Source organism: Bacillus sp. EU55 (assembly GCF_038005925.1).
GTDB classification, from domain to species: domain Bacteria; phylum Bacillota; class Bacilli; order Bacillales; family Bacillaceae; genus Bacillus; species Bacillus velezensis.
Genome location: NZ_JBBOUE010000001.1, coordinates 146,496 through 162,500, shown reverse-complemented (window position 1 = coordinate 162,500; position 16,005 = coordinate 146,496). Strand labels below are relative to the sequence as shown.

Below are 16,005 nucleotides of genomic sequence, written 5' to 3'. Positions count from 1 at the left end.
ACTAAGGGGCGGAAACCCCCTAACACTTAGCACTCATCGTTTACGGCGTGGACTACCAGGGTATCTAATCCTGTTCGCTCCCCACGCTTTCGCTCCTCAGCGTCAGTTACAGACCAGAGAGTCGCCTTCGCCACTGGTGTTCCTCCACATCTCTACGCATTTCACCGCTACACGTGGAATTCCACTCTCCTCTTCTGCACTCAAGTTCCCCAGTTTCCAATGACCCTCCCCGGTTGAGCCGGGGGCTTTCACATCAGACTTAAGAAACCGCCTGCGAGCCCTTTACGCCCAATAATTCCGGACAACGCTTGCCACCTACGTATTACCGCGGCTGCTGGCACGTAGTTAGCCGTGGCTTTCTGGTTAGGTACCGTCAAGGTGCCGCCCTATTTGAACGGCACTTGTTCTTCCCTAACAACAGAGCTTTACGATCCGAAAACCTTCATCACTCACGCGGCGTTGCTCCGTCAGACTTTCGTCCATTGCGGAAGATTCCCTACTGCTGCCTCCCGTAGGAGTCTGGGCCGTGTCTCAGTCCCAGTGTGGCCGATCACCCTCTCAGGTCGGCTACGCATCGTTGCCTTGGTGAGCCGTTACCTCACCAACTAGCTAATGCGCCGCGGGTCCATCTGTAAGTGGTAGCCGAAGCCACCTTTTATGTCTGAACCATGCGGTTCAAACAACCATCCGGTATTAGCCCCGGTTTCCCGGAGTTATCCCAGTCTTACAGGCAGGTTACCCACGTGTTACTCACCCGTCCGCCGCTAACATCAGGGAGCAAGCTCCCATCTGTCCGCTCGACTTGCATGTATTAGGCACGCCGCCAGCGTTCGTCCTGAGCCAGGATCAAACTCTCCGATAAAGTAGTTTGACTGACTACGCACATCGCTGTGCGATTTATTTAAAACTTTGAATTAACAGGTACGTTTTGTCTTGTTTAGTTTTCAAAGATCATTACCGCTTGTTGAAGCAGCTTTATTATCTTACCACTCAGCTTCTTTTATGTCAACAACTTTTTTTAAGTTGTTTCCGAAGCTTTTTGTTGTTGTCTGCTGTTCATCAGCGACGTTTAATAATATACCATGCATTCGTTGAGTTTAGCAAGTGTTTTTTTCATTTTTTTAAAACGTATTTTGTTATATTCATCTCCGCCGCGGCATACGATGTAATCAAGCATGGACAAGATAAGGAGGCGTCATCAGTGAATCACTTCTACGTGTGGCACATCAGAAGGATAAAACAGCTGCTTATTATTATCATTGCCGCATTTGCAGCAGCCAGCTTTTTTTATATACAGAGAGCCGTCCCCCTTCCTGTATTTTTAACTGATAGCGGCCCGAAGGCTATTTCAAAAGGGGAGACGAAAGCGGGCGAAGTCGCATTAACATTCGATATCAGCTGGGGCGACGAAAAGGCGGTTCCTATTCTGAACGCGCTAAAAGCAAACGGTATTAAAAACGCCACTTTTTTTCTGTCAGCTTCTTGGGCGGAACGGCACCCGGACACAGTTGAACGTATGGTAAAAGACGGACATCAAATCGGCAGCATGGGATATGCGTATAAGAATTATACCAACCTAGAGGACAATGAAATAAAAAAAGATATCCTCCGGGCCCAGACTGCATTTAAAAAGCTGGGTGTGAAGAATGTTCATTTACTCCGCCCGCCGACCGGACAATTTAATAAAAAGGTTCTTACCATTGCACAGAAGTACCACTATTCAGTGGTTCATTACAGCGTTAACTCGCAGGATTGGACAAATCCCGGCCCTGATAAAATCATTGAAAATGTAAACAGTCATATAAAAGGCGGCGACATTGTCCTGCTGCACGCCTCTGATTCAGCAACACAGACTGAAGAAGCGCTCCCCGCCATTATTCACAATTTAAAGCAAAAAGGACTGAAAAACGTGACAGTCGGCGACCTGATCGCAAATACTGACGTCAAGTCATCAGAAGTGAAATAACTACCTCTGGGCAAACTTCGGCAGCATTAGCAGCTGAAACGCATTGCAGCCCATCAGCGGAATCAGCATTAAATAAAGCCAGTCCTCATTATTCACTCGTAGCGCGGGAACCCATTCAAGCGCTGTAATAACGACCATTAAAAATAATGATGAAACGAACGTATTTTTTGAGGACTGCTTTTGTTTTATATATGCCGTCAACAGGCCGACGGCAAGCAGAGCCAGCGGCAGCCAGACAAACCCCGCAATCGAGTCATCCCGCTCTCCGAAAAACAAAAATCTGACGTACATTAAATCAAAAGCGACAAACAGAATGATAAACAGCTGAAGCAGATTCCAAAGCGAGCTTGATCTGAGAATTTCAAGGGCAAACCGGTGCACCGTCAAAAAAACGAAGAATCCCATCTGGCTGATCACACTGAAAATCATGCCTACCCCGATAAACCAGATCAGAACGGAGAAAATCTGACCGGCATCAAAATTCAGAAAGAACCCCTTGTACTCCCCCCACTTCAGAGCAAATCCCACGACGCTTGTAATAAGAGCGCCCACAGCTAAAATCGAAAAGAAAAATCGAACAAGCCCGCGGCTTTTCATCTCTTATTCATCCCCCTGACAATCGCGTTCAGCGATATTTTGTTATGTATAAATCCATTCCGATGAATCATATTAAAAATAAGTACAAGTAAGGAAGGAGCTTATGCATGTCAAAAGCCAAAACGCTATTGATAAGCTGTTTTGTTTTATTATCTGTAACAGCTTGTGCTCCAAAAGACCAAGCAGCGGATATGGATTATGACCAGACTAAAAAAATGGTTGTTGATATATTAAAGACCGATGATGGAAAAAAGGCAATTAAGGAAATATTAAATGATGATGCGATGAATGAGGCATTGGTGATTGATCAAAATGCCATTAAAGGCACAATAGAGAAAACCCTCACCTCTAAAAAAGGGGCGGAGTTCTGGAAAACCATCTTTGAAGACTCAAAATTCGCCGAGAGCTTTGCAAAAACTCTTCAGCCCGAGCATGAAAAAATCATAAAAAAACTGATGAAAGACCCTGATTATCAGAAAAGTTTTATGCAGATCATGCAGGACCCCGGCATGGATAAAAAATACTATGAGCTGGTGAAAAGCCAAAAGTTCCGCAGTTACTTAGAGGATGTAATTACAGAGACACTTTCCAGCCCGCTTTTCAAAAAGCAATTCGAGGATGAATTGAAAAAAGCAGCTTCAAGCTCTGAAAAAGAAAGCCAATAAAAGGCCGGGCCGTGTTGATCCCGGCCCCTTTTTTATTCAGCTGTTTTTTCAATGACTTTCTGGGCGATCCCCATATAAATTTCCCCGATCGGATGACTTCTGTCATAGACAGAAGGCGCAAACTGATCCTTGTCCCAATCAGGCTGTTTTAAAGGAATTCTGCCAAGCAGCGGCACTTGCAATTCCTCTGCAAGCTTATCTCCCCCGCCTTGACCGAACACATATTCTCTCTCGCCGGTTTTTGCACTTTCATAGTAAGCCATATTTTCAATGACCCCTACAACTTCATGATCGGTCTTAATCGCCATAGAACCCGCTCTCGCCGCTACAAATGCGGCTGTAGGGTGCGGCGTTGATACGATAATCTCTTTGCAGCTCGGAAGCATCGTGTGTACATCGAGCGCCACATCACCCGTGCCGGGCGGCAGATCAAGAACGATATAGTCAACCTCTCCCCAGTCAACCTCATGGAAGAAGTTATTCAGCATCTTGCCCAGCATCGGCCCTCTCCACACAACCGGAGCGTTTTCTTCGACGAAAAAGCCCATCGACATAACCTTTACTCCAAATCTTTCGACAGGAAGCAGTTTTTCTCCTTCTACTGTCGGGCGAACTGTAATACCCATCATGTCCGGCACGCTGAATCCGTATATATCCGCGTCGATCAAGCCGACTTTTTTTCCGAGCCGCGCAAGAGAAATGGCCAGGTTGACGGAAACCGTTGATTTGCCGACACCGCCTTTTCCGCTTGCCACCGCAAGAAAGACCGGCGGGTGTTTCCTATTCAGCAGGGTTTCGCTTTCAGCTGCCGGCCGGCTGAATTTCGCCAATGTTTCTTCCGGCAGCTCTTCAAACCGCAGTCCGACAGTTTCCGCACCCGCTTCTTTCAAAACGGATACGATTTCCTGCTGAATACCCATCTGTTCAGCCGTCCCCGTTTTTGCCAATGCAATTTTCACACTGACATGCCGTTTTTCCGGCTTGATCTTTACTTCTTTAATGGCATCCAATTCTCCCAGCGGTCTATGAAGAAAAGGTTCGCGCATTTTTCCGATTATATTTCTAACTTCATCTTCTCTTATCATCGAACCCTCACCCTTTGTGTATTCGTTTACAAGTGGTATTATACCATATATTAATTATAGAATCGGCGAAAAACCCTCCTTACTCGGGAGGGTCGCCTTTCTCTGTGAAGTATCTCAATACGCCCTTATACACGGAAGAAGCGATGATGTCCTGATATTTAGGCTGGCCGAGCCTTTTCGCTTCTGCCGGATTGGATAAAAATCCGATCTCCACCAGCGCGCCCGGTTTGGTTACATTCTGCATTAAGTATATGCCGTGTATCCGTTTCGCCTTTCTCGTCGTATTCTCCAAGTTAATTCTCAGTTCATCTTGTATATACTTTGCCACTTTTTCATTCTCTTCGTATTTTCCATAGTAAAAACTTTGGGCGCCGCTCCATCTCGGTGACGGTATGGCGTTCAGATGAATGCTGATATAAAGCTCCGCCTCTGAACGGTTGATGAGTTCCACACGCTTTCTAAGGTCTTCCGCTTTGCGTCTGCTGTAGCCTTTCGTCCCTTTAGGCGCCAAGTCGGTATCCGTCTCCCGCGTCATGATGACCAAAGCCCCTTGCTCCTGTAAATAGTCTCTCACCCTAGAGGCCACCTCAAGAGTAATATCTTTTTCAAGATGACTGCCTCCCGTAGCGCCGCCGTCCGGTCCGCCGTGTCCCGGATCGAGATAGATGATCTTCCCGCTCAGCGGCAGGCTCCACGGCCGCCAGGAATCATCATTATGAAATTGAAACCGGAATAAACACAATAATATGATAAAGCCAAGTAAAAAACCGAGCCATTTCAGTTTTTTTCTCATACTTTTCCCTCCCGCTTGTCCCCGTTATTAATAAGTATGGGACAAGGGAAGAAATTATGATTACCTCATGCGGAGCTTACATTGTTTTTCTCTTTGCAGGAATCCTTCCGTCCACCAGCTGTTGATAAACCGGCAGGACGCTTCATAGATTTCTTTTTGTTCTATGGAAGAATATTGCTCATGCGTCCAATTGCAAAGATATTCAAAAAAATCGACCGTCAGTTCTTCCTCTTCTTCAGCCGAACGCGCGTTTGCCCTCTGCAGGGCCTCGCCATAATAGCCAAAGACGCCGAACCGGCCGCCTAATAAATACGCTTCTATTGCAAAATCTATGCACCCTTCACTGAGAATCCCGTTTTCGTCCTGAAAAAAGGGAAACAAGGGGGTGAGACACGCTTTTACGGATTGAATGATTTGCGTCAGTGACAGCTCCTTGAGTAAATTTTTCTCAAGCTCATAATCCTTCTGCCGTTTCACGTCTGAAAAAGATAAAACCTCTGCCATTGCCATTTCACTCTCCTTTTTACTGTTATTTTGAAAGGAATAAGGAAAAAGCATGCTTTGTTGATAGTGGAAATCCTCCCAAATGAAGGGGTTTCATGTTAACTGGGAGAATAAAGAGCAGAGGTGACGTTATGAAAAAGCTGTTTCAATACAATTGGACGGTACGTGATGAGTGGTTTGCGATATGTGAAAAGCTGAGCCGAGAGGAACTGACGAAATCCCGGACGGGCGGAATGGAGAGCATCTTGCGGACTTTATTTCATATCATTGATGTCGAAATCAGCTGGGCTCGTGCCATTTTAGGTAAAGCTGATGTTTTGCCCGCTGAGTCTGATGATGCCAGCATACAGGATCTCCGGAAGCTCTCTGAACAGTATCGGGAGGATGTCATTCAAGCGGTCTCCGGCAAAGGAACGGACCTTGTTAAGCCGGGCTAGATGGACCAAACCTTTCATAAAGATGATATTCTCCGCCATATCCTTACGCATGAGATTCACCATATGGGACAACTGTCGGTTTGGGCCAGAGAAATTGGAATAGAACCGGTTTCAGCTAATGTGATCAGCCGCCCGCAGTAAAAAGCCGCAAAAAAACAGCATCGGTCACGGGATGCTGTTTTTATATTTTGATGCTTCTTGTTACGGAGTATGTATTAATGTATTCATCCAGAACGAGGCCGCCCTTGTCCTCATAAAAACCCGCAACCATGAAGCCTGCGTCAATCTGGCCTTTAATTTGATCCTCTAACGTATGGCCGAATTCAAATGCTTCATGATTCTCCATGAGTTCCTGTACTTTTTTCTTGCTCAGATCTTTTTCATCCGAAAACGGAATGGAATACTTTACTTTTAGGACGCCCTCCTGCTCTAAATCCATATCAAATAAGAACACGACGGGATTTACAAAACCGGAGATTAACGATCCGCCCTTTTTTAATACGCGATAGGCTTCTTTCCATACCGGGAGAACTGAATCAACAAAGCAATTCGATACCGGATGCACGATAAAATCAAATGACTCATCATCAAAACAGCTCAGATCATTCATGCTGCCTTTGACAGTCCGAAGTGTAAGGTGATCCCGTTCGGCAACCATTCTGTCTTGCGCAAGCTGCTTTTCCGAATTGTCAAAGACGGTGACATCAGCTCCTGCAGCAGCCAGCACCGGGCCTTGCTGTCCTCCTCCTGAAGCGAGACAAAGAACCTTCAAACCGTCTATGGATGGGAACCAATCCTCCGGCACGTCTTTTGCGGGGGTCATTCTGATGCTCCAATTGCCTTTTTTCGCTTCACCAATCGTATGGGAATCAACCGCAACCGTCCATTCATTGCCCGTTTCGACTTTTTTATCCCATGCCTTGCTGTTATGTATGGCTAACTTATTCATTATAACTGCGCTCCTTATTGGTAATGAATAGAGTATAACAAAACAATTCTAGAAATACATTGGATAACCTCTTCGATATGAGAAAAAAATACAAAAAAACCACAACCAAGAAGTTGTGGTTTTTGCAATCCAAAACGATTAACGTTTTGAGAACTGAGGTGCACGACGAGCGCCTTTAAGACCGTATTTTTTACGTTCTTTCATACGAGCGTCACGAGTCAGAAGACCAGCACGTTTAAGTGTTGCACGGTATTCTGGATCTGCTTCAAGCAAAGCACGAGCGATACCGTGACGGATTGCTCCAGCTTGACCAGATAAGCCGCCTCCATGTACGTTTACTAAAACATCATAAGTACCAGCTGTTTCAGTTAAAGTTAATGGTTGTTTGATATCTTCGATTAGAGCTGGAGATGGAATGTGCTCGCTGATTTCACGATTATTAACGACGATACGACCTTCTCCTGGAACTAAGCGCACACGCGCTACAGAACTTTTACGACGGCCAGTACCGTAATATTGAACCTGTGCCAAATTGGTAACCTCCTTTTTAATTAACCGCGAAGTTCGTAAACTTCAGGTTTTTGTGCTTCATGTGGATGCTCAGAACCACGGTATACGTTCAATTTTTTGAACATTTGACGACCTAGAGAACCTTTTGGAAGCATGCCTTTGATAGCAAGCTCAAGCATTTTCTCAGGGTAGTTTGTACGCATTTCAAGAGCAGTTCTTGATTTCAGACCGCCTGGGTGCATTGTGTGACGGTAGTAGATTTTATCAGTTAACTTTTTACCAGTTAACTCGATTTTTTCAGCGTTGATGATGATCACATGATCTCCAGTATCAACGTGCGGTGTGTAAGTCGGTTTGTGTTTCCCGCGAAGGATAGATGCAACTTCTGTAGAAAGACGTCCTAAAGTCTTGCCAGCTGCATCAACAACTAACCACTTGCGTTCAATAGTACTTGCGTTAGCCATAGGTGTTGTACGCATTTAATTCCCTCCTAAATGATCTGTCATTTTTTCATAAACTTCTGTTACGTTCTATTTCACAACACAATAAGTTCCGGGGCTTATCGTGGGGTTGAAATACATACCATATGATATCTTATAACTTTATGCAGACTCTGTCAAGAAAATGTTACACCTGGTTTAGTTGTCATAGCAAACGCGCCATAAATACAGCCCGTGCCCCGGTGCGGTGCGCCCCGCGGCTTCGCGATCCTTCACTTCCAGCATTGCTTTTACATCATCAGGAGAAAATTTTCCAGTTCCTGTGTCCAATAACGTTCCGGCAATGATTCTGACCATATTATACAGAAATCCGTTTCCGGTGATCCGCATTTGCAGACCGTCTCCGGTCTCAGTCCAATCCAGTTCGTAAACTGTTCTGACTTTATCCTGAACCGCGGTATCAGCCGCGCAAAAACTTGTGAAATCATGTGTCCCGATGAGGTGCCTTGAAGCTTCCCTCATTTTCTGCACATTAAGCTGATATGCAAAATGGTAAGCGTAATGTCGTTTAAATACGTCCGGGTGTTTCTCCGTATATACAAAGTAGCGATATTCCTTTTGGACTGCGCTAAATCGTGCATGGAACCCATCATCCGCAATCTCTGCTTTTTTGACGGCAATATCATCAGGCAGCAGGGCATTGAGCGCAAACGGCCATTTTTCAGCCGGAATGGACAGCGGCGTATCAAAATGAATGACCTGCCCGGCAGCATGAACATCGCTGTCAGTGCGGCCCGATGAGATGACAGGCACCCTGCCGTCCGTTTTGTGGATGACGGCCAGCGCCTTTTCCAATTCACTTTGAACGGTCCGTTTTCCAGGCTGAACCTGATATCCGTTAAATAAATGCCCGTCATAAGCAATGGTACATTTCATTCTCATTCAGCAGCACCTCTAACTTCTTAAGAAAAACAATAATACGGCTAATACGATGATGAGCAGAATGGCTCCGGTATCCTTTCCGGTCCAGACGAGCTTTCTGTATTTCGTTCTCCCCTCACCGCCCTGGTAGCCTCTCGCCTCCATGGCGACCGCGAGCTCTTCCGCGCGTTTAAAGGCGCTGACAAACAGCGGAACAAGCAGCGGAACAACAGCTTTGATTCTGTCTTTCACCGGACCGCTTGTAAAATCCGCCCCCCTCGCCATTTGCGCCTTCATGATTTTATCCGTCTCTTCCATCAGCGTCGGGATAAAGCGCAGCGAAATCGACATCATTAACGCGAGTTCGTGTACGGGCAGCTTCACCTTTTTAAATGGATTCAAGAGCTGCTCCATTCCATCCGTTATTTCAATCGGCGTTGTCGTCAGCGTCAGCAGCGTCGTCATAAAGATGAGATAGACGAAACGGAGAGAGATAAAAATCCCCTGTACAAGTCCGCCCTCATATACTTTAAACCAGCCAAGCTGAAAAATGACAGACCCTTCATGCGTCATGAAGATGTGCAGTAAAAACGTAAACGCCACAATCCAGATAATCGGCTTAAGCCCCTTCAGTAAAAAGCTGAAAGGCACTCGCGTTAAGGCGATCACCCCAAATGTAAATAAACCGAGCAAAGCGTACGTCTGCACGTTGTTTGCCAAAAAGACGATACATACAAAAAGAAAGATGCTGACAAGTTTTGTTCGCGGGTCCAACCGGTGAATAAGCGATGAACCGGGAACATACTTTCCGATAATCATGCTGTCCATCATTGGTCCTTTTCCTCCTGAAAGAAAGCCTTAATTTCGCTGGCGGCATCCTGCAGGGTCAGCATGGGTTTCTCATACTTGACGCCGAGAGCCGTCTCAAGCCGTCTCTGAAACTTCACCGATTCAGGAAGATCCAGACCCATTTCGGCCATCTCTTCACCTTTTGCAAACAAGTCGCGCGGACTTCCCGTCGCTTTAATGGTTCCTTTATGCATGACGATCATCTCGTCGGCATAGCGGGCAGCATCCTCCATACTGTGGGTGACGAGAATCGTAGTTAAGTTCCCACGCTTATGAAGCGCATAGAACATGTCCATAATGTCCTGGCGCCCTCTGGGATCAAGGCCGGCCGTCGGTTCATCCAAAACCAGCACTTCCGGCTCCATCGCGAGAACGCCCGCAATCGCCACTCTGCGCATCTGACCGCCGCTGAGCTCAAACGGCGAACGATCCAAAATGTCTTCCGGGAGGCCCACAAGCTCCAGCATCTCTTTCGCCTTTCGTTCACCGTCTTCTTTTTTCACACCGAAATTCATCGGTCCGAATGAGATGTCCTTCAGCACAGTCTCCTCAAACAGCTGATGTTCGGGAAATTGGAAAACGATTCCGACTTTTTTCCGCAAAGTCTTAAGATTTTTATTTTTTTTACCGGCTGCCAAAATCGTGCTGCCGAGTTCAAGCTGCCCTTTAGTAGGTCTCAGCAAACCGTTTAAATGCTGTAAGAGCGTCGATTTGCCCGACCCTGTATGCCCGATGACGGCCACATAGCTGCCCTCTTTTATCACGGCATTGATATCATACAGAGCAAGCCGTTCAAACGGTGTCTTCATTTGATAGCGATGTTCTACATCTTTGATTTTAATGTCCACAGCTCATTCACCAGCCCTTCCTGAGTCAGATGGTTTTTCGTTAACGCCAGTCCGCTTTCTTTCAAAAGCAGGCTGAGCTGGAATGAGAAAGGCAAATCAAGACCGATGCGAACCAAGTCTTCATTTAATTTAAAAATCTCTTCAGGCGGGCCTTCTGCATACTTCCTGCCGCCGTTCATTACAATGATTCTGTCCGCCCTTGCGGCTTCTTCCAGGTCATGTGTAATCGAAATGACGGTGGCCGTGCCCTGATCTTTTAAGCGTCTGACAGTATCAAGGACTTCTTCTCTCCCGATCGGGTCAAGCATGGATGTCGCTTCATCCAAAATCATAATATCAGGACGAGCAGCAATAATCCCTGCGATCGCCACTCTTTGTTTTTGACCTCCGGAGAGATGGTGCGGCTCTTGATCAAGAAAATCCTGCATATTGACTTGTGTGACAGCCCAATCTACTCTCTCAATCATTTCTTCGCGCGGAACACCATTGTTTTCTAAACCAAAAGCCACATCATCGCGAACAGTCGTTCCGACAAATTGGTTATCGGGATTCTGAAAGACCATCCCTATTTTTTTTCGCACATCCCACACGGTATCTTCAGTCAGTTTGATGCCGCCGACTTCAATATCTCCGGCCTCAGGCAAAATCAGTCCGTTCAGCGCTCTGGCCAAAGTCGACTTCCCTGAACCGTTGTGGCCTACGATAGCAAGCCATTCTCCTTCGTATACCTCCAGACTCACACCGTCCAGCGCCGGTCTTTCTGCATCTTTGCGGTATCGAAATAAGATGTCTTTTACGGATATAAGCTGTTTTTGATCCACGGGTGCCTGGCCTCCTCTCAGCTATAGCTCTGCTTTTCTGTCTCATAATAAAAAGTTCTGGTATCTAAAAAAAGGGCATAGATCCAGTTAGAAACTGTCCCGCCCTTCTTTAGATACACAAAAATATGTGATTAAACCAATTCGATGATTGCCATTGGTGCACCGTCACCACGGCGAGGACCAAGCTTCATAATACGTGTGTATCCGCCTTGGCGCTCCTCGTAACGAGTTGCAATGTCAGAGAATAATTTTTGAAGTGCATCTTGGTTATTTTCTTCATTTGCAACCTCGTTGCGAATGTATGCAGCAGCTTGACGACGAGCATGCAAGTCACCGCGCTTACCAAGAGTGATCATCTTTTCAACAACAGAGCGAAGTTCTTTCGCACGTGTTTCAGTTGTTTCAATTCTTTCGTTGATGATCAAATCTGTTGTAAGATCACGAAGCATAGCTTTACGCTGTGAACTCGTACGTCCTAGTTTTCTGTATGACATGTGATGTCCCCTCCTTTAATGGAATGCTGTTTCTAAATAAAAAACACACGAAAATCCTAGTTCACATGGAAACTAGATCAATCGTCTTTGCGAAGGCCGAGTCCAAGTTCTTCTAGTTTCGCTTTCACTTCTTCAAGTGATTTGCGTCCCAGGTTGCGAACTTTCATCATATCTTCTTCCGTCTTGTTCGCAAGTTCTTGAACCGTGTTAATGCCCGCACGCTTCAAGCAGTTGTAAGAACGGACAGAAAGATCAAGTTCCTCAATCGTCATTTCAAGAACTTTTTCCTTTTGATCCTCTTCTTTTTCAACCATGATTTCAGCATGCTGAGCTTCGTCAGTTAAACCAACGAATATATTAAGGTGTTCAGTTAAAATCTTAGAACCGAGAGCAATTGCTTCCTTCGGTCCAGTGCTTCCGTCAGTCCAAACATCAAGTGTAAGTTTGTCATAGTTTGCAACCTGGCCTACACGAGTGTTTTCTACCTGATAAGATAAACGAGAAACTGGCGTAAAGATTGAATCGATCGGAATCACGCCGATTGGCTGATCGTCTCTTTTGTTCGAATCAGCAGGTGTATACCCACGTCCTCTTTGTGCAGTAAGGCGAACTCGGAAACTCGCATTCTCACCAAGAGTCGCGATATGAAGATCCGGATTAAGGATTTCAACATCGCTGTCGTGTGTAATATCAGCTGCTGTGACAGTTCCTTCACCCTGTACATCAATTTCGAGCGTCTTCTCTTCATCAGAGTAGATTTTCAATGCAAGCTTTTTAATGTGCAAGATAATCGTTGTAACATCTTCCACAACGCCTTCGATTGTCGAGAATTCGTGCAGTACACCATCTATCTGGATCGATGTTACAGCGGCACCAGGGAGTGAGGATAAGAGGATACGACGTAAGGAGTTACCCAGAGTTGTACCATATCCACGCTCAAGCGGCTCTACGACAAACTTACCAAATTTGGCATCGTCGCTGATTTCAACCGTTTCGATTTTTGGTTTTTCAATCTCGATCATTACTTAAAACCCTCCTTCAAAACGTCGAAACCTCGAATAGAATCATATGAGATTCCATCCGAAATTCCCCATTGTTTAGTCCCGTATGTGCTCAGGCAACGAGTCGGTGCATTCGTTTCATAAATAACTGTATCATAACCCATTATTGACAGGGACACAAAATCTATACAAACAAATTACACGCGGCGACGTTTTGGTGGACGGCATCCATTATGAGGAACAGGAGTTACGTCTCTGATAGCTGTAACTTCAAGTCCGGCAGCTTGTAAAGCACGGATTGCAGCTTCACGGCCAGAACCTGGTCCTTTAACAGTTACTTCAAGAGTTTTAAGTCCGTGTTCGATTGAACCTTTAGCAGCTGTTTCAGCAGCCATTTGCGCAGCAAAAGGAGTCGATTTACGAGAACCTCTGAATCCTAGAGCTCCGGCACTTGACCAAGAAATAGCATTACCATGAGTATCAGTGATCGTAACGATCGTGTTGTTGAAAGTTGAACGAATATGAGCGATTCCTGACTCAATATTCTTTTTCACGCGACGTTTACGCGTGTTTTGTTTACGAGCAGCAGCCATTGTTTAGGTACCTCCCTTACTTATTTTTTCTTGTTAGCTACAGTACGACGCGGACCTTTACGAGTACGCGCATTGTTTTTAGAGTTTTGTCCGCGAACAGGCAAACCTCTGCGATGGCGGATTCCGCGGTAGCTTCCGATTTCGATCAGACGCTTGATGTTAAGAGAAACTTCACGGCGAAGGTCACCTTCTACTTTCAGTTTGTCAATAACATCACGGATTTTACCAAGTTCTTCTTCAGTAAGATCACGCACACGAGTATCTTCAGAAACACCAGCCTCTTTCAAGACTTGCTGAGCCGTTGTGCGGCCAATTCCGAAGACATATGTTAAAGAAATAACAACACGTTTGTCACGTGGGATATCTACACCAGCAATACGAGCCATTCTCTGGGCACCTCCTTATTAATTATCCTTGTTTTTGTTTATGCTTTGGATTTTCACAGATCACCATTACTTTTCCTTTTCTGCGAATAACTTTACATTTCTCGCAGATTGGTTTAACTGATGGTCTCACTTTCATGTGTTTCCAACCTCCTTCAGTTTCCGGAGTGCTTTATTTGTAACGGTACGTAATCCTGCCACGAGTTAAGTCATATGGAGATAATTCTACCGTAACTTTGTCTCCAGGTAAAATGCGAATGAAGTGCATGCGGATTTTACCAGATACGTGAGCCAAAACCGTATGGCCATTTTCGAGTTCAACTTTGAACATCGCGTTTGGCAGTGTTTCGACAATCGTACCTTCCACTTCAATTACATCGTCTTTCGCCATTCAAGTGTTCTCCCTTCTTCAAATCAGTAACTTGCTCTCTGACAAATTTCAAAAGAGAAAATCTCAGTTATCCGTTTGTCACACGCCCTGTTTCGTTTATACTGTTCTGAACTTCCGGAGATACGCAATCATAAAGGGTGAATGATTGATATTCTTTTTCTAAGGAGAATGAAATGTACGCTTTTCTCCGTCTGCTTTAGTACACGATGATGAATCTTCATTCCTATGACAGCAGCTAGCCGGTTTTTCTTCCGACCAATTGTAAACCTACAATCTGCCCAGGTGCGGAATGAAAAACATGTGTCATGGAATTCATTTCATCATCTAGACTTTTGTCAGTATATCAAAACCCGTTTCCGTAATCGCAATCGTATGTTCAAAATGAGCACACTTTTTCCCATCTACCGTTACAACCGTCCAGTTATCAGCCAATGTTTTCACATATCGGCTGCCAGCGTTAACCATCGGTTCTATAGCGAGAACCATACCAGGCTTCAGCCTAGGTCCTTTGTTTGGCGGACCGTAATGAGGAATTTGCGGATCCTCATGCAAGTCTTGACCAACACCATGTCCGACATACTCCCTAACAACTGAAAACTGCTCATTTTCGACATACGTTTGTATTGCGTGGGAAATATTCGACAAACGTTCACCTGGTTTTGCTTCCTTCAAGCCTTTATATAAAGACTCCTCTGTCACTTCCAGCAGTCGTTTATCATCATCACTGATGTTTCCTACCGGATATGTCCAAGCAGAGTCACCATGATAACCATTTAATTTAGCACCGATATCAATGCTGATAATGTCACCGTCACGCAAAACCCTTTTACCGGGAATTCCGTGAACGAGTTCTTCATTAACTGATACACAGATGCTCCCGCGAAACCCATTATACCCCTTAAAAGATGGGATTGCACCCTGCTTCTCAATAAAACGTTCGGCAATTTGATCCAATTCTTTTGTCGAGATTCCTGGTTTAATGTGCTTTTTCATCTCTTCATGAGTCAAAGCCACGATTCGCCCTGCTTCCCGCATGATGCCAAGCTCACGAGGGGTCTTACAGATAATCATTTGCTCAATCCTCCAAGAAGCTCTTTCACATCTTTGTACACGTCGTTAATGTCCTGCTGGCCATTGACGTTGACAAGATACCCTTTCTCAGAATAAAAATCGAGTAAAGGCTGAGTCTGCTTCATGTTGACCTCAAGCCGTTTTGAGACGGTTTCCTCATTATCATCTGCCCGTTGATAAAGGTCTCCTCCGTCTTTATCACAAACACCCGGCGTTTTCGGCGGATTGAAAACCAAATGATAGGTTGTGCCGCAAACACTGCAAATTCTGCGTCCAGTCAAACGTTCCATTAAAGAGTCTTTGTCTACTTTAATGTTAATGACATAATCAATCGGCTTGCCGTATTCCTCAAGAATGTTTTCAAGAGCTTCAGCCTGAGCGACTGTTCGCGGAAATCCGTCCAGAAGAAAACCTCTTTCACAATCATCTTTGCCGAGTCTTTCTTTGACAATGCCGATTGTGACTTCGTCCGGTACGAGCTCGCCTTTATCAATATAAGACTTTGCTTCGAGTCCGAGTGGTGTTTCTTCTTTCATAGCAGCACGGAACATATCTCCCGTTGAGATATGAGGTATCCCATAATCCTCAACAATTCGTTCTCCCTGTGTGCCTTTACCGGCTCCAGGAAGTCCCATTAAGACTAAGTTCATTCGGATTTCCCCCGTCCTCTCTTATTTAGAGGAATGG

General features: G+C 45.4%; 21 protein-coding genes, 1 rRNA gene and 2 pseudogenes (1 of these 24 cut by a window edge). 3 read left to right on the top strand and 21 right to left on the bottom strand.

Annotation, left to right across the window (positions count from 1 at the left end; all coding sequences use genetic code 11):
• A 16S ribosomal RNA gene (locus NYE50_RS00950) occupies window positions 1-862 on the bottom strand (it extends 687 nt beyond the left edge of the window).
• Between the two features lie 339 nt (window positions 863-1,201).
• Between NYE50_RS00950 and pdaB the strand changes: the two genes are divergently transcribed.
• On the top strand, window positions 1,202-1,966 hold the full coding sequence (gene pdaB / locus NYE50_RS00945) for a polysaccharide deacetylase family sporulation protein PdaB (protein ID WP_014416762.1): 765 nt from the start codon (window positions 1,202-1,204) through the stop codon (window positions 1,964-1,966).
• On the opposite strand, the gene kbaA is transcribed toward pdaB, so the two are convergent.
• Window positions 1,967-2,563, bottom strand: a complete 597-nt coding sequence (gene kbaA / locus NYE50_RS00940) for a KinB-signaling pathway activation protein (RefSeq protein ID WP_014416761.1) — start codon at window positions 2,561-2,563, stop codon at window positions 1,967-1,969. It lies immediately after the preceding gene.
• A gap of 107 nt (window positions 2,564-2,670) precedes the next feature.
• On the opposite strand from kbaA, the gene gerD reads away from it, so the two are divergent.
• A complete protein-coding gene (gene gerD, locus NYE50_RS00935; protein WP_007410419.1) occupies window positions 2,671-3,228 on the top strand; it encodes a spore germination lipoprotein GerD in 558 nt (185 codons plus the stop codon).
• Window positions 3,229-3,260: 32 nt separating this feature from the next.
• On the opposite strand, the gene NYE50_RS00930 is transcribed toward gerD, so the two are convergent.
• The 3 genes from NYE50_RS00930 to NYE50_RS00920 form a co-directional block, all read right to left on the bottom strand.
• Entirely contained in the window at window positions 3,261-4,313 is a 1,053-nt protein-coding gene (locus tag NYE50_RS00930; protein WP_159353712.1) for an Mrp/NBP35 family ATP-binding protein, read from the bottom strand.
• A gap of 79 nt (window positions 4,314-4,392) precedes the next feature.
• Window positions 4,393-5,106, bottom strand: coding sequence for an N-acetylmuramoyl-L-alanine amidase CwlD (gene cwlD / locus NYE50_RS00925; RefSeq protein ID WP_159353711.1), 714 nt, complete (start codon window positions 5,104-5,106; stop codon window positions 4,393-4,395).
• Between the two features lie 60 nt (window positions 5,107-5,166).
• Window positions 5,167-5,610 carry a DUF2521 family protein gene (locus tag NYE50_RS00920; RefSeq protein ID WP_224988808.1) on the bottom strand — a complete coding sequence of 148 codons (444 nt, stop codon included), beginning with the start codon at window positions 5,608-5,610 and terminating at the stop codon, window positions 5,167-5,169.
• A gap of 131 nt (window positions 5,611-5,741) precedes the next feature.
• Here NYE50_RS00920 and NYE50_RS00915 point away from each other — a divergent pair.
• A pseudogene (locus NYE50_RS00915) lies at window positions 5,742-6,188 on the top strand (DinB family protein).
• Between the two features lie 40 nt (window positions 6,189-6,228).
• Here NYE50_RS00915 and NYE50_RS00910 read toward each other — a convergent pair.
• The 16 genes and pseudogenes from NYE50_RS00910 to NYE50_RS00835 form a co-directional block, all read right to left on the bottom strand.
• Window positions 6,229-6,996: a class I SAM-dependent methyltransferase gene (locus tag NYE50_RS00910; RefSeq protein WP_224988797.1), complete on the bottom strand. Its 768-nt coding sequence runs from the start codon at window positions 6,994-6,996 to the stop codon at window positions 6,229-6,231.
• Between the two features lie 138 nt (window positions 6,997-7,134).
• Window positions 7,135-7,527, bottom strand: coding sequence for a 30S ribosomal protein S9 (rpsI, locus tag NYE50_RS00905; RefSeq protein ID WP_003225846.1), 393 nt, complete (start codon window positions 7,525-7,527; stop codon window positions 7,135-7,137).
• A 20-nt stretch (window positions 7,528-7,547) separates the two neighbouring features.
• The gene (gene rplM, locus NYE50_RS00900) at window positions 7,548-7,985 is read right to left on the bottom strand and encodes a 50S ribosomal protein L13 (protein WP_003156556.1); all 438 of its coding nucleotides are present in this window, start codon (window positions 7,983-7,985) and stop codon (window positions 7,548-7,550) included.
• Between the two features lie 159 nt (window positions 7,986-8,144).
• Window positions 8,145-8,888 carry a tRNA pseudouridine(38-40) synthase TruA gene (gene truA, locus NYE50_RS00895; protein WP_224988799.1) on the bottom strand — a complete coding sequence of 248 codons (744 nt, stop codon included), beginning with the start codon at window positions 8,886-8,888 and terminating at the stop codon, window positions 8,145-8,147.
• A gap of 12 nt (window positions 8,889-8,900) precedes the next feature.
• Window positions 8,901-9,698, bottom strand: a complete 798-nt coding sequence (locus NYE50_RS00890) for an energy-coupling factor transporter transmembrane component T family protein (RefSeq protein ID WP_016935894.1) — start codon at window positions 9,696-9,698, stop codon at window positions 8,901-8,903.
• Entirely contained in the window at window positions 9,695-10,564 is an 870-nt protein-coding gene (locus NYE50_RS00885; RefSeq protein WP_224988801.1) for an energy-coupling factor ABC transporter ATP-binding protein, read from the bottom strand. The genes NYE50_RS00890 and NYE50_RS00885 overlap by 4 nt, the downstream gene beginning before the upstream one ends.
• Window positions 10,540-11,385: an energy-coupling factor ABC transporter ATP-binding protein gene (locus NYE50_RS00880; protein WP_224988804.1), complete on the bottom strand. Its 846-nt coding sequence runs from the start codon at window positions 11,383-11,385 to the stop codon at window positions 10,540-10,542. The genes NYE50_RS00885 and NYE50_RS00880 overlap by 25 nt, the downstream gene beginning before the upstream one ends.
• A gap of 131 nt (window positions 11,386-11,516) precedes the next feature.
• Window positions 11,517-11,879 (bottom strand): 50S ribosomal protein L17, encoded by a 363-nt coding sequence (rplQ, locus tag NYE50_RS00875; RefSeq protein WP_003156550.1) that lies wholly within the window; start codon window positions 11,877-11,879, stop codon window positions 11,517-11,519.
• Between the two features lie 77 nt (window positions 11,880-11,956).
• Window positions 11,957-12,901, bottom strand: coding sequence for a DNA-directed RNA polymerase subunit alpha (locus NYE50_RS00870; RefSeq protein WP_003156549.1), 945 nt, complete (start codon window positions 12,899-12,901; stop codon window positions 11,957-11,959).
• 176 nt (window positions 12,902-13,077) lie between these two features.
• Window positions 13,078-13,473, bottom strand: coding sequence for a 30S ribosomal protein S11 (gene rpsK / locus NYE50_RS00865; protein ID WP_003156547.1), 396 nt, complete (start codon window positions 13,471-13,473; stop codon window positions 13,078-13,080).
• 20 nt (window positions 13,474-13,493) lie between these two features.
• Window positions 13,494-13,859, bottom strand: coding sequence for a 30S ribosomal protein S13 (rpsM, locus tag NYE50_RS00860; protein ID WP_003156545.1), 366 nt, complete (start codon window positions 13,857-13,859; stop codon window positions 13,494-13,496).
• 22 nt (window positions 13,860-13,881) lie between these two features.
• Window positions 13,882-13,995, bottom strand: coding sequence for a 50S ribosomal protein L36 (gene rpmJ, locus NYE50_RS00855; protein ID WP_003156543.1), 114 nt, complete (start codon window positions 13,993-13,995; stop codon window positions 13,882-13,884).
• 33 nt (window positions 13,996-14,028) lie between these two features.
• Entirely contained in the window at window positions 14,029-14,247 is a 219-nt protein-coding gene (gene infA, locus NYE50_RS00850; RefSeq protein WP_003156508.1) for a translation initiation factor IF-1, read from the bottom strand.
• Window positions 14,225-14,507 (bottom strand): annotated as a pseudogene (locus tag NYE50_RS00845) (KOW domain-containing RNA-binding protein). The gene infA and the pseudogene NYE50_RS00845 overlap by 23 nt, the downstream one beginning before the upstream one ends.
• A 64-nt stretch (window positions 14,508-14,571) precedes the next feature.
• Entirely contained in the window at window positions 14,572-15,318 is a 747-nt protein-coding gene (gene map, locus NYE50_RS00840) for a type I methionyl aminopeptidase (RefSeq protein ID WP_007410408.1), read from the bottom strand.
• Complete coding sequence (locus NYE50_RS00835; RefSeq protein WP_007410407.1) at window positions 15,315-15,968, bottom strand: adenylate kinase; 654 nt, start codon at window positions 15,966-15,968, stop codon at window positions 15,315-15,317. Before NYE50_RS00835 ends, map begins: the two co-directional genes overlap by 4 nt.
• Window positions 15,969-16,005: the final 37 nt, after the last annotated feature.

Coding starts and splice junctions, on each gene's coding strand:
- rpsK (WP_003156547.1), bottom strand. CDS start 13,473: ATGGCTGCTGCTCGTAAACAAAACACGCGTAAACGTCGCGTGAAAAAG.
- rpsM (WP_003156545.1), bottom strand. CDS start 13,859: ATGGCTCGTATTGCTGGTGTAGATATCCCACGTGACAAACGTGTTGTT.
- rpmJ (WP_003156543.1), bottom strand. CDS start 13,995: ATGAAAGTGAGACCATCAGTTAAACCAATCTGCGAGAAATGTAAAGTT.
- truA (WP_224988799.1), bottom strand. CDS start 8,888: ATGAGAATGAAATGTACCATTGCTTATGACGGGCATTTATTTAACGGA.
- NYE50_RS00835 (WP_007410407.1), bottom strand. CDS start 15,968: ATGAACTTAGTCTTAATGGGACTTCCTGGAGCCGGTAAAGGCACACAG.
- gerD (WP_007410419.1), top strand. CDS start 2,671: ATGTCAAAAGCCAAAACGCTATTGATAAGCTGTTTTGTTTTATTATCT.
- NYE50_RS00870 (WP_003156549.1), bottom strand. CDS start 12,901: ATGATCGAGATTGAAAAACCAAAAATCGAAACGGTTGAAATCAGCGAC.
- cwlD (WP_159353711.1), bottom strand. CDS start 5,106: ATGAGAAAAAAACTGAAATGGCTCGGTTTTTTACTTGGCTTTATCATA.
- NYE50_RS00920 (WP_224988808.1), bottom strand. CDS start 5,610: ATGGCAGAGGTTTTATCTTTTTCAGACGTGAAACGGCAGAAGGATTAT.
- NYE50_RS00910 (WP_224988797.1), bottom strand. CDS start 6,996: ATGAATAAGTTAGCCATACATAACAGCAAGGCATGGGATAAAAAAGTC.
- rplM (WP_003156556.1), bottom strand. CDS start 7,985: ATGCGTACAACACCTATGGCTAACGCAAGTACTATTGAACGCAAGTGG.
- map (WP_007410408.1), bottom strand. CDS start 15,318: ATGATTATCTGTAAGACCCCTCGTGAGCTTGGCATCATGCGGGAAGCA.
- NYE50_RS00930 (WP_159353712.1), bottom strand. CDS start 4,313: ATGATAAGAGAAGATGAAGTTAGAAATATAATCGGAAAAATGCGCGAA.
- NYE50_RS00890 (WP_016935894.1), bottom strand. CDS start 9,698: ATGATGGACAGCATGATTATCGGAAAGTATGTTCCCGGTTCATCGCTT.
- rplQ (WP_003156550.1), bottom strand. CDS start 11,879: ATGTCATACAGAAAACTAGGACGTACGAGTTCACAGCGTAAAGCTATG.
- infA (WP_003156508.1), bottom strand. CDS start 14,247: ATGGCGAAAGACGATGTAATTGAAGTGGAAGGTACGATTGTCGAAACA.
- kbaA (WP_014416761.1), bottom strand. CDS start 2,563: ATGAAAAGCCGCGGGCTTGTTCGATTTTTCTTTTCGATTTTAGCTGTG.